General features: G+C 63.2%; 11 protein-coding genes. 7 read left to right on the forward strand and 4 right to left on the reverse strand.

Annotated features, from left to right (window positions below):
- Nucleotides 1–24: 24 nt before the first annotated feature.
- Nucleotides 25–1026 (forward strand): polyprenyl synthetase family protein, encoded by a 1002-nt coding sequence (locus PVU19_RS16755; RefSeq protein WP_050662075.1) that lies wholly within the window; start codon nt 25–27, stop codon nt 1024–1026.
- Here PVU19_RS16755 and PVU19_RS16760 read toward each other — a convergent pair.
- From PVU19_RS16760 to PVU19_RS16770, 3 genes are all read right to left on the reverse strand, one after another.
- Nucleotides 1019–1834: a 4-(cytidine 5'-diphospho)-2-C-methyl-D-erythritol kinase gene (locus PVU19_RS16760; protein WP_050662109.1), complete on the reverse strand. Its 816-nt coding sequence runs from the start codon at nt 1832–1834 to the stop codon at nt 1019–1021. The two genes, PVU19_RS16755 and PVU19_RS16760, sit on opposite strands and share 8 nt — an antisense overlap.
- Nucleotides 1827–3548, reverse strand: a complete 1722-nt coding sequence (locus PVU19_RS16765) for a tetratricopeptide repeat protein (RefSeq protein WP_152911608.1) — start codon at nt 3546–3548, stop codon at nt 1827–1829. Before PVU19_RS16765 ends, PVU19_RS16760 begins: the two co-directional genes overlap by 8 nt.
- Nucleotides 3549–3659: 111 nt before the next feature.
- On the reverse strand, nt 3660–5309 hold the full coding sequence (locus PVU19_RS16770; RefSeq protein WP_050662111.1) for an electron transfer flavoprotein-ubiquinone oxidoreductase: 1650 nt from the start codon (nt 5307–5309) through the stop codon (nt 3660–3662).
- A gap of 279 nt (nt 5310–5588) precedes the next feature.
- Between PVU19_RS16770 and greA the strand changes: the two genes are divergently transcribed.
- From greA to PVU19_RS16800, 6 genes are all read left to right on the forward strand, one after another.
- Nucleotides 5589–6059 (forward strand): transcription elongation factor GreA, encoded by a 471-nt coding sequence (greA, locus tag PVU19_RS16775; RefSeq protein WP_050662076.1) that lies wholly within the window; start codon nt 5589–5591, stop codon nt 6057–6059.
- 41 nt (nt 6060–6100) lie between these two features.
- On the forward strand, nt 6101–7084 hold the full coding sequence (locus PVU19_RS16780) for a hypothetical protein (RefSeq protein ID WP_235575720.1): 984 nt from the start codon (nt 6101–6103) through the stop codon (nt 7082–7084).
- Nucleotides 7085–7211: 127 nt separating this feature from the next.
- A complete protein-coding gene (locus tag PVU19_RS16785; RefSeq protein ID WP_050662078.1) occupies nt 7212–7667 on the forward strand; it encodes a universal stress protein in 456 nt (151 codons plus the stop codon).
- A gap of 127 nt (nt 7668–7794) precedes the next feature.
- On the forward strand, nt 7795–8358 hold the full coding sequence (locus PVU19_RS16790; protein WP_050662079.1) for a NifU family protein: 564 nt from the start codon (nt 7795–7797) through the stop codon (nt 8356–8358).
- Entirely contained in the window at nt 8351–8926 is a 576-nt protein-coding gene (gene tsaB / locus PVU19_RS16795) for a tRNA (adenosine(37)-N6)-threonylcarbamoyltransferase complex dimerization subunit type 1 TsaB (protein WP_050662080.1), read from the forward strand. Before PVU19_RS16790 ends, tsaB begins: the two co-directional genes overlap by 8 nt.
- Complete coding sequence (locus tag PVU19_RS16800; RefSeq protein ID WP_050662081.1) at nt 8916–9320, forward strand: GNAT family N-acetyltransferase; 405 nt, start codon at nt 8916–8918, stop codon at nt 9318–9320. Before tsaB ends, PVU19_RS16800 begins: the two co-directional genes overlap by 11 nt.
- 16 nt (nt 9321–9336) lie before the next feature.
- On the opposite strand, the gene PVU19_RS16805 is transcribed toward PVU19_RS16800, so the two are convergent.
- A complete protein-coding gene (locus PVU19_RS16805; protein ID WP_050662112.1) occupies nt 9337–10854 on the reverse strand; it encodes a malonate--CoA ligase in 1518 nt (505 codons plus the stop codon).
- Between the last annotated feature and the right edge of the window lie 8 nt (nt 10855–10862).

The following is a 10862-nucleotide window of genomic DNA, read 5'->3' on the forward strand; positions in this document are numbered from 1 at the left end:
TCGAGCAGTGTTGACGGGAGTGTTATGGGATTGGACGAAGTCGCAAGCAAACCGCATGAGGCCCTTGCCGCGCATCTGGCGGACAAGATGGACGCGGTCAATACGCTGATCCGGGCGCGCATGGCCTCGCGCCACGCGCCGCGCATTCCCGAGGTCACGGCACATCTCGTTGAGGCGGGAGGCAAGCGGCTGCGTCCGCTCCTGACGCTGGCGAGTGCGGATATGTGCGGCTATTCCGGCGATTATGACGTGCATCTGGCGGCAACGGTGGAATTCATCCACACCGCCACGCTGTTGCATGACGACGTGGTGGACGAGAGCGCGCAGCGCCGGGGGCGGCCCACGGCAAACCTGCTTTATGACAACAAATCCAGCGTTCTTGTGGGCGATTATCTATTTGCGCGTGCCTTTCAGTTGATGGTCGAGACCGGCTCGCTGCGGGTGCTTGATATCCTTGCCAATGCCTCGGCGACGATAGCCGAGGGCGAGGTGCTGCAACTGAGCGCGGCGCGTGATCTGCGCACCGATGAGAGCATCTATCTGCAGGTGGTGCGCGGCAAGACGGCGGCGCTATTCTCGGCGGCGACCGAGGTGGGCGGCGTCATCGCCGGCGCGCCCGAGGATCAGGTGCAGGCGCTTTTCGATTACGGCGACGCGCTTGGGGTCGCGTTTCAGATCGTCGATGACCTGCTCGATTATGAGGGCGACGCCAAGGCGACCGGCAAGAATGTCGGTGACGATTTCCGCGAGCGCAAGCTGACCCTGCCGGTGATCAAGGCGGTGGCGGCGGCCTCGGACGAGGAACGCACGTTCTGGAAGCGGTGCATCGAGAAGGGGGATCAGCGCGACGGCGATCTGGAGCATGCGCTCTCTCTGTTGCACACGCATGGAGCGCTTGACCAGACGCGCGCAGATGCAATGGCCTGGGTCGCCAAGGCACGCGTGTCTTTGGAGACGCTGCCCGCCCATCCGGTGCGCGACATGCTGGGTGGTCTGGCGGATTACGTGGTGGCTCGGATCAACTGAGACGGGTCGGCATGACCCACCAATCGGGATGGTCGCGGCGTAGCGCGTCGGCGGTCTGTTGCGCGGCCTGCGCATCTGGGTAGAGCCCGAAACAGGTGGCGCCGGAGCCCGACATGCGGGCAATAGCGCAGCCTGCAGTAGCCAAGAGTTCCTGCAAGACATTCGCGATCACCGGGGCCTCTGCGATGGCCGGTTCCTCCAGATCATTGCGCTGTGTGGCCAGCCAATGGATCAGGTTTTCCGCCGTGTGCCAGCCCGGTAGACGCGCGGGCATGGGGGGATTGTCGCGCCGCACCAGTCGTTTGAAGATCGCGGGTGTCGAGACGGCGATGCGCGGATTGACCAGCACTGCGTGCAGCACGGGCAGGCGCGCGAGCGGCGTGACCTCTTCGCCGATGCCACGCATTCGCGCGGCGCGGGCCAGCAGGCAGACCGGCACATCGGCCCCCAGGCTTGCCACGTCATCGGGCAGGCGCGCGCCAGTGAGCCGCGCAAGCGCGCGCAGGCAGGCCGCCGCGTCGCTTGAGCCGCCACCGATCCCGGCAGCGGCGGGCAGATGTTTGTCGAGCGTGATGTCGGCCTCGGCCCCGATCAGCGCGGCGGCGCGCAGCACGAGGTTCTCGGGCCCCTCTGGCACGCCCGCCGACATAGGGCCCGTAATCCGCAGATGCGACACACCGGGCCGCACGGTCACGCGATCACCGATATCGGCAAACACGACGAGCGAGTCGAGCAGGTGATACCCATCCGCCCGGCGGCCCGTGACATGCAGCGTCAGATTGACCTTGGCCGGGGCAGGCTCAGTTATTGGCCGGGATTGCATTCACGGCCCTCAGCGGCTCGGACCCCTCTTCCTCGAGCACCTGATCAAGCCCCACTTCCAGCTTGCGGCGTACGCGGTCGGCATCGAGATCTGGCGACGGCGCGCTTTCATGAAGCGACAGCGCCCGCCGCCACTGAAATCGCGCCTCGCCCTTGCGATCCACCGCCCAGAGAACATCACCGAGGTGATCGTTGACCACCGGATCGGTGGGCATCAACTCGGCCGCGCGTTCCATCTGCACGATGGCCTCGTCATAGCGGCCCAAACGATAATAGACCCATCCGAGGCTGTCGACGATATAGCCACTGTTGGGCTGTGCCGCGACGGCGCGCTCGATCATGCCCAGTGCTTCTTCGAGATTGATGTGCTTTTCCACCATCGAATAGCCAAGATAGTTGAGCACCTGCGGATGATCCGGGTTCAACTCAAGCGCACGGCGGAAATCGGCCTCGGCTTGGGGCCAGTGATCGAGCCGTTCGTGACTTATCGCGCGCGCGTAATGGACGAACCACTGCGGGTTATCGCGCTCCTCCAGCAGCGCAATGGCGCGGTCATAAGCCTCGACCGCCGCGGCGTAGCTCTCTTGTGCGCGATGCAGATCCCCGGCTGCGACATGTACATTGGCAAGATCGGGATAAGTCTGCGCCAACTGGTCGAGCACCTCCGCCGCCGCATCGGGCTTGTCTGCGCGGCGCAGGACCTCCGCACGCCCCAATTCGGCCACGTGATAAGAGGGGTGATCGCGCGGCACCTTCTTGTAGGCGGCGATGGCGAGGTCGTGTTGCTGCATATCCTCAAGCAACTCGGCCACCGTGATCACGGCGTCTACATGGCCGGGCCGGATCGCCTCGGCGGCCCGCGCATAGAGCAGCACAAACTCGTCATTGGCTTCTTGCATCAGCGCCCGTGCAAGCGAGAAAAAAACCTCCGCGACACCGTCCTTTGGCCCCGACACCACGTCGAATGACACGGTTTCACCGGCCTCGATCTGCGCGCGAAGATCAGTGATCTCCGGGTCCGGGTCCCCACCAAACGTGTCATCGATCAGGCCAAGCGCGCGCTCGTGCTCGCCTAATTGGCTCAGGACCTGCGCCCAGGCCATGACACCGCGCCGGGTGGCTTGGACCGGGCCGTCCTCGTCTCCGGCAAACACCTCGTCAGCGCCTTCAAAATCACCGACAGAGGCGAGCGCCAGAGCCTTTTGATAGAGCGCGAAACTGCGCAGTCCGCGTTCTTCGGCAACGGTGTCGAAGCGGGCGAGTGCTTCGGTCATGTCGCCCTTGCCGAGATAGGCCCAGGCCGAGATCAGCCCGTCTGCCAGATCGCCCGCGCCACGCTTGTCCTGAAGTCGCGAGAGCAGCCCCTCCCACTCGGCCTTGCTTGCCTGATCGGCCAAAAGTGCAATTTGCGCCACCTGACTGCGCAATCCGTCCGCCTCGATCTTGCGGGCCACGGCGACGGCCCGGTCCAACTGACCCAGGGCCAGATAGGCGATGGTGGCGTTCTCAAGCATTGCCGGGTTCGACGGGTCCCGCGACAAAGCCTGCGCGTAATACTGCGCCGCAGCCGCGAAATCGCCAACGACACGTGCCTGACGGGCCGCAAGATAGGCGCCGGCTGGCTCCTGCGCCGACACAGGCAGCGGCACCGCCTGCAAGAATGCTGTGAGTGCGAGGGCCGAGAGGGTTCTGATTTTCACGCTGACCTGCCTTTTATCGCGGGAATGTCACGCGAAGGTAATATGCCAGCCCCCCCAAGGCAATGCGGCGCGGCCCATTTGCCGCGCCGCGCCGCCGATCTCACGGGATGGTTACATATTCGGGTAGTTCGGTCCGTCCCCGCCCTGCGGTGTGACCCAGTGGATATTCTGGCTGGGATCCTTGATGTCGCAGGTCTTGCAATGCACGCAGTTCTGGAAGTTGATGACGAACCGCGGCTCCTTGCCTTCTTCGTGCACCACCTCGTAGACACCCGCCGGGCAATAGCGCTGCGCGGGCTCTGCGTATTTCGGCAGGTTGACGCTGATCGGCACGTTCGCATCCTTGAGCGTCAGATGCGCAGGCTGATTTTCCTCGTGATTGGTCATCGAGAAACTGACATTGGTCAGGCGGTCAAAGCTCAGCTTGCCATCGGGCTTGGGGTAGTCGATCTTCTTGTGGGTCTCGGCCAGCCCTGTCGCCTCGGCATCGGTCTTGCCATGATTGAGCGTGCCCAGAAGGCTGAAGCCTACGGTATTGGTCCACATGTCGAATCCGCCCACGGTGAGCGAGGCCAGAAGGCCATATTTGGACCAGAGCGGCTTGACGTTGCGCACCTTTTTCAGGTCTTTGCCGATCGCGCCGGTGCGCACCTCGGTCTCGTAGTCGCCAAGTTCGTCACTGGTGCGGCCAGCCTTGATCGCCTCATGCGCCGCCTCCGCCGCCGCCTTGCCCGAGAGCATGGCGTTATGGTTGCCCTTGATGCGCGGCACGTTGACCATGCCGACCGAACAGCCCAGAAGCGCCACGCCCGGGGCCACCATCTTGGGCATCGACTGATAGCCGCCCTCGGTGATGGCGCGCGCACCATACGCCACGCGCTTGCCGCCCTTGAGCAGATCCGCGACCATCGGGTGATGCTTGAACCGCTGGAATTCCATGTAGGGGTAGAGATGCGGGTTCTGGTAATTCAGATGCACCACGAAGCCGACATAGACCTGATTGTTCTCAAGATGATAGATGAACGAGCCGCCGCCCGCGTTGCTGCCAAGCGGCCAGCCCATCGTGTGGGTGACGCTGCCCTCGCGATGCTTGGCGGGGTCCACCTCCCAGATCTCTTTCATGCCGAGGCCGAATTTCTGCGGCTCGTGCCCCTTGGACAGATCGTATTTGCCGATCACCTCCTTGGAGAGGCTGCCGCGCACGCCCTCGGACAGGAAGACGTATTTGCCGTGCAGCTCCATCCCCGGCTCATAGCTCGGACCGGGCGTGCCGTCCTCGTTGCGACCGAACTCACCGGCCACGACGCCCTTGACCTCGCCATTCTCGCCATAGACCATTTCCGAACAGGCCATGCCGGGGAAAATCTCGACGCCCAGTTCCTCGGCCTGTTCGGCCATCCAGCGGCAGACATTGCCCATCGAGACGATGTAATTGCCGTGGTTGTTCATCAGCGGAGGCATCGGCCAGTTGGGGACGCGCACCTTGCCGCCTTCACCCAACATGTAGAATTTATCCTCGCGCACAGGCGTGTTGATCGGCGCGCCCTTTTCTTTCCAGTCGGGGATCAGCGCATCGAGGCCGCAGGGATCGAGCACCGCGCCCGACAGGATATGGGCCCCCACCTCGGAGCCCTTTTCCAGCACCACGACCTGACACTCGGCATCAAGCTGCTTCAGCCGGATCGCGGCAGACAGACCAGCAGGCCCCGCCCCTACGATCACGACATCGTATTCCATCGCTTCGCGCGTCATATCCGTCATCGACATCATCCTTTTTTCGGGGCGCATCACGGGCCAGTGCCGCCACGCAACATTGTTGCGAGAGTGACTAGCCCGCCCGCGCGTCAAGCGTCAATTGAAACACGACGTTAAAACCGCTTGAAACCGGCAATTTGTCACGGCCCTGCGCCTGAATACGCCTGCCTTCGCGATCCACTATTGCAATCGAAGCCCGCATTCGTGCAATCTGATCCAAATTCTGAAACGAGACTGACGGGGCCAGCAAATGCGCGGCCCCGCTTCTGACAATGGACGCGTGAAATGGAAAAAATCCCGATGACTGCAGGCGGCCATGCCGCGCTGGAAAAAGAGCTCAAGCAGCTCAAGTCGGTTGAGCGGCCCGCCATTATTCGCGCCATCGCCGAAGCGCGAGAACATGGCGACCTGAGCGAGAACGCCGAGTATCACTCGGCCAAGGAAAAGCAGTCCTTCATCGAGGGCCGGATCAAGGAGATCGAGGGCATCCTGAGTCTCGCCGAAGTGATCGACCCCGCGAAACTCTCGGGCTCGATCAAGTTCGGCGCGACGGTCACGCTCGTTGACGAGGATACCGACGAGGAAAAGACCTATCAGATTGTGGGGGAACACGAGGCCAGTATCGAAAACGGCCTTCTGAACATAAAATCACCAATTGCGCGCGCCCTGATCGGCAAGGAAGAGGGCGACAGCGTCGAAGTGCGCACTCCCGGTGGTGATCGCGCCTATGAGGTGATAAAGGTCGTTTATCTCTGACAGGCAACCACATCATGCCCCCACGCACGCAACCCAGCCCCATGTCGGGGCGTCAGGACAGGCCCCAGGCGGACCGTCTGACCGTGATCGAGGTGATTGCGGTTGCGTTGTCCTTGTTATGGCTGGCAGGAACGGGGCTGTTTTTCCTCGTGCTCGCACCACAGGACAGCGTGGATGGCGCGCTGCAATTCGTGATCGTTCTGATTGCCGTTTTCATGCCCGTGGCCATGATCTGGGTCGGGGCAACCGCTGCGCGCGCAAGCCGCGTGATGCGCGAGGAAAGCACCCGGCTACAGGCGGCAATTGACGCGATCCGCGACGCGTATCTCAATCAAAATCAGTTTCTTGGCCAAACCGTGGACAAGACGGTCAGCCAGAAGCTGGACGAGATCGTGGCGGCACAGCGCAAGACCGAAACCACCCTGGCGACGTTTTCCTCGGTGCGCACGCACGAGGTCGAACCGCGCCCGGTACTGGCCCCTGCCCCGGCACCTTCCGGCGCTGATGATCAAGTTGCCCTGCCACTTGGCACGCCCGCCGAAGAGATACAGGCGCCTCTGAGCCGCGCGGATTTCATCACCGCGCTGAACTTCCCCGAGAGCCCCGAAGACAAGGCTGGTTTTGCGGCGCTGCGACGCGCACTCAAGGACCGTCCCACGGCACAGCTCATCCGTGCAGCACAGGACATTCTCACGTTGATGTCGCATGATGGCATCTACATGGACGATCTGCGCCCCGATATGGCCCGCCCCGAAATCTGGCGGCGTTTTGCCGATGGTGAACGCGGGCGGACCGTGGCTGCGCTTGGTGGCGTGCGCGACCGGTCATCACTGGCGCTGACCACGGCCCGGATGCGGCAGGATGCGATCTTTCGCGATGCGGCGCACCACTTTTTGCGGCTCTTTGACAGGATGGTCTCACAATTCGCCGAGACCGCGACGGATGCCGAGATATCGGAGCTTTCAGAAACCCGCACAGCGCGGGCCTTCATGCTGTTGGGTCGGGTGGCGGGCACCTTTGACTAAGGGCAGAGCGGGCGGGCAACTCGCTGTTTCTTTTCGGTAAAGATACTCAAATTCGGATGCGGGAACGGCCTCTATTGCCCCGTGCCCATTTCCGCGTCATGATGCGCGACTGAGGGAGATATGAGCGATGCGCAAGTTTCTTGTGGTGCTGGATGACAGCCGCGAATGCCTGAACGCGATGCGCTTTGCGGCGATGCGCGCGGCGCATACGCAGGGTGGTGTCGAGATTCTATCAGTGATCCCACCAGAGGAATTCAATCACTGGATCGGTGTCGGAGACATCATGCGCGAAGAAAGCCGCGAGCGCATCGAGGCGCATTTCGAGGTTTTCGCCAAATGGATGCGCGACAAGCAAGGCATTGATCCTGAACTGGTGATCCGAGAGGGCGAGCCGGTCTCTGAGATCATCGCGCAGGTCCATGACGACCCGGATATCGGCGTGTTGGTTCTGGGTGCCGGGACCGGCAAGAAAGGTCCCGGACCGCTGGTAACGCAACTGACCAAGAATTCGGGCACCCTGCCTATCCCGATCACCATAGTGCCGGGAGATCTGAGCAAGGAACGGCTTGAGGCGATCACCTGAGAAATGCGCGCCTCACTATGCAAACGTCACACTGCCTTCCCGTGCCAACCAGTTTAGAATCGTTCCAATCCTTGACTTGCGGCCATGGGGGGCGCATATCTGGGGACAAGCACGAAAGGGGCGCGCCATGTTCATTCAGACCGAATCCACTCCAAATCCCGCCACGCTGAAATTCCTGCCCGGACAGACCGTGCTGGACGCAGGCACCGCTGATTTTCCTACCTCCGACGGCGCAGAGGTGTCGCCTCTGGTCGACCGAATTTTCAAGGTTCCGGGCGTCGCAGGCGTCTTTCTGGGCAACGATTTCGTGACCGTCACCAAGGATGAAGCCACCGAGTGGGACCATATCAAACCCGCGATTCTGGGCGCGATCATGGAGCATTACCAATCTGGTCAGCCGGTGATGACCGGCGAGGGCGGCGGCGCGTCGGGCCATGCCGAGCACAGCGGCGAGGATGCGGAAATCGTGGTTCAGATCAAGGAATTGCTCGACACCCGCGTGCGGCCCGCGGTGGCACAGGACGGTGGTGACATCACCTTTCACGGCTTCGAGCGCGGGGTGGTCTACCTGCACATGCAGGGCGCCTGCGCCGGGTGCCCCTCTTCCACCATCACACTGAAGATGGGGATCGAGAACCTGCTGCGCCATTACATCCCCGAAGTGACCGAGGTGCGCCCTGTCGGTGTCTAGGCCGCTTACCCTCGGGTTCGACACATCGGCCGCGCACTGCGCGGCCGCTTTGCTATGCGGTGACCAGGTTCTGACGGCATGCGCCGAAGAGATGGGACGCGGACAGGCAGAACGTCTCATGCCATTGCTGGAAGACGTCTTGGCAGAGGCTGGTGCCACATGGCGCGATCTGGCCCGGATCGGGGTCGGCATCGGCCCCGGCAATTTCACCGGCATTCGGATTTCGGTGGCCACCGCGCGGGGGCTGGCGCTGAGCCTTGGCATCCCCGTGATCGGCATCAGCACGCTGGAGGCGATCCGTGCAGGCGCTGAGCCTGGCACGCCCTGCGTGCCCGCCCCGCGCGATCAGGGCTACGTGCAGCGTGTCGGCCAGGCACCGGAACTGGTGGCGATGGCGGATGTTCCTGACGCGCTGCTCCCCCCGCCTCCCGTTCTGCTGGCCGAGCGGATTGCGCGGCTTGCGACTCGTACCCCCGATAACGGCCCGCCCCCGGCGCCGCTTTACGTACGGCCTGCCGATGCGGCCCCGGCAAAGGACGCGCCACCGGTGATTCTGGATGACGCCTGACGACATGGCCGCCTGCCACGGGCGCGCCTTTGCGGATCAGGGGCGGGCATGGTCGGTCGCGGAATTCACTGAGTTGCTGGAAAGCCCGCTGGTATTTGCCGTGGGCGATACGCGCGCCTTCGCGCTAGGCCGGGTGATCGCGGACGAAGCGGAATTGCTGACGCTCGCCTGCGACCCGGCGCATCGGCGCCAAGGGTTGGGTCGCGCATGCCTTGCCGGGTTCGAGGGCGAGGCTGGCGCACGCGGTGCAGTAACGGCGTTCCTTGAGGTTGCGGCAAACAATGCACCTGCGCGCACGCTGTATCAAGCAGCGGGCTATTCCGAGGTGGCCCGGCGCACGGGATACTACGCACGCGGGGCGGTCGACGCTCTGATTCTGCGCAAGGCGCTCTGAACGGGGCGTGCGCGGCTCAAGCGGCGGCGAACAGATCCGCGTAATCCGCACGCAGCATGTTCTTTTGCACCTTGCCCATCGTGTTGCGCGGCAATTCATCGAGCACGATCAGGCGGCGCGGATGCTTGAACCGCGCAAGGCTCTGCGACGCAGCCCCGGCAATGGCGTCCAGATCGAGCGTTTCGCCCTTTTGCGGCACCAGAAAGCCCACCACCGTCTCGCCGAAATCGGGATGCGGCACGCCCACCACGGCGCTTTCCAGAACGCCGGGCTGATCGTCGAGCAGCAATTCGATTTCCTTGGGGTAGATGTTGTAGCCACCCGAGATGATCAGGTCCTTGTTGCGCCCCACGATCTGCACATAGCCCTGATCGTCGATCAGCCCGAGATCGCCGGTGATGAAGAAACCGTTGTCGCGCAATTCCTCGGCGGTCTTTTCGGGCATGTTCCAGTAGCCCTTGAAGACGTTGGGACCACGCACCTCGATCAGGCCAATCTCGCCCTGCGGCAAGGTCTCGCCGCTTTGCGGATCGGTGATCTTGAGATCCACCCCCGGAAGGGGAAAGCCCACGGTCCCGGCGCGGCGCGCGCCGTCATAGGGGTTGGAGGTGTTCATGTTGGTCTCGGTCATGCCGTAGCGCTCAAGGATGCGGTGGCCGGTGCGCTCTTCAAACGCCACATGCGTCTCGGCCAGAAGCGGGGCCGAGCCGGAGGTGAAGAGCCGTATATGTGCCAGCAGATCGCGCGTGAAGCGCGGATCGTCGAGCAACCGGGTGTAAAAGGTCGGCACGCCCATCATCGAGGTCGCGCGCGGCAGTTGCGCGATCACCGTATCCACGTCGAATTTTGGCAGGAAGATCATGGATCCGCCCGCCAGCAGGATGACGTTGGTCGCGACAAAGAGGCCGTGGGTATGAAAGATCGGCAGCGCATGCAAGAGCACGTCGTCGGAGCTGAACCGCCAGTAATCCACCAGAACCTCGGCGTTGGAGAGCAGATTGGTCTGCGTCAGCATCGCGCCCTTGGAGCGCCCGGTGGTGCCGGAGGTGTAAAGAAACGCCGCGAGGTCGTCACCCGCGCGCGGGGTGGTCTCGAACGTCTCGGGCAGGTCACGCGCCGCGTCGGGCAACGTGCCATTGCCACCCGCATCCAGCGTCATCAGCGCGGCCCCCGCCGCCTCGGCCATCGGGCGGAGCGCTTCGGATTTGGCCGGGTCGCACAGTAGCAGATTCGCGCCGCTGTCGCTCACGAAATACGACAGTTCATCCCCGGTATAGCCGGTGTTGAGCGGCAAAAAGACGATGCCCGCCTGCACGCAGGCGGCATAGACCGCGAGCGCCTCGGGCGATTTCTCGATCTGCGCGGCGAGCCGGTCGCCGGACGCGAGCCCCACCGCGCGGAACGCATGGGCATAGCGCGCTGTCAGCCGCAGGAATGCGTCATAGCTGAGCGTTTGCCCGTCGCCGAGGTGGAGAAACGGGGTGCTGCGGCCCGCACGGCGACCGAAAAGCGTGTCATAGAGAGGGTTGGCCATGGTCTTGT

The organism is Roseovarius tolerans, from assembly GCF_028885395.1.
Taxonomy (GTDB): domain Bacteria; phylum Pseudomonadota; class Alphaproteobacteria; order Rhodobacterales; family Rhodobacteraceae; genus Roseovarius; species Roseovarius tolerans.

Excerpts from the sequence above, each read along its gene's own strand:
- PVU19_RS16755 (WP_050662075.1), top strand. The coding sequence starts at position 25 with ATGGGATTGGACGAAGTCGCAAGCAAACCGCATGAGGCCCTTGCCGCG.
- PVU19_RS16770 (WP_050662111.1), bottom strand. The coding sequence starts at position 5,309 with ATGACGGATATGACGCGCGAAGCGATGGAATACGATGTCGTGATCGTA.
- greA (WP_050662076.1), top strand. The coding sequence starts at position 5,589 with ATGGAAAAAATCCCGATGACTGCAGGCGGCCATGCCGCGCTGGAAAAA.
- PVU19_RS16780 (WP_235575720.1), top strand. The coding sequence starts at position 6,101 with ATGTCGGGGCGTCAGGACAGGCCCCAGGCGGACCGTCTGACCGTGATC.
- PVU19_RS16785 (WP_050662078.1), top strand. The coding sequence starts at position 7,212 with ATGCGCAAGTTTCTTGTGGTGCTGGATGACAGCCGCGAATGCCTGAAC.
- PVU19_RS16790 (WP_050662079.1), top strand. The coding sequence starts at position 7,795 with ATGTTCATTCAGACCGAATCCACTCCAAATCCCGCCACGCTGAAATTC.
- PVU19_RS16800 (WP_050662081.1), top strand. The coding sequence starts at position 8,916 with ATGACGCCTGACGACATGGCCGCCTGCCACGGGCGCGCCTTTGCGGAT.
- PVU19_RS16805 (WP_050662112.1), bottom strand. The coding sequence starts at position 10,854 with ATGGCCAACCCTCTCTATGACACGCTTTTCGGTCGCCGTGCGGGCCGC.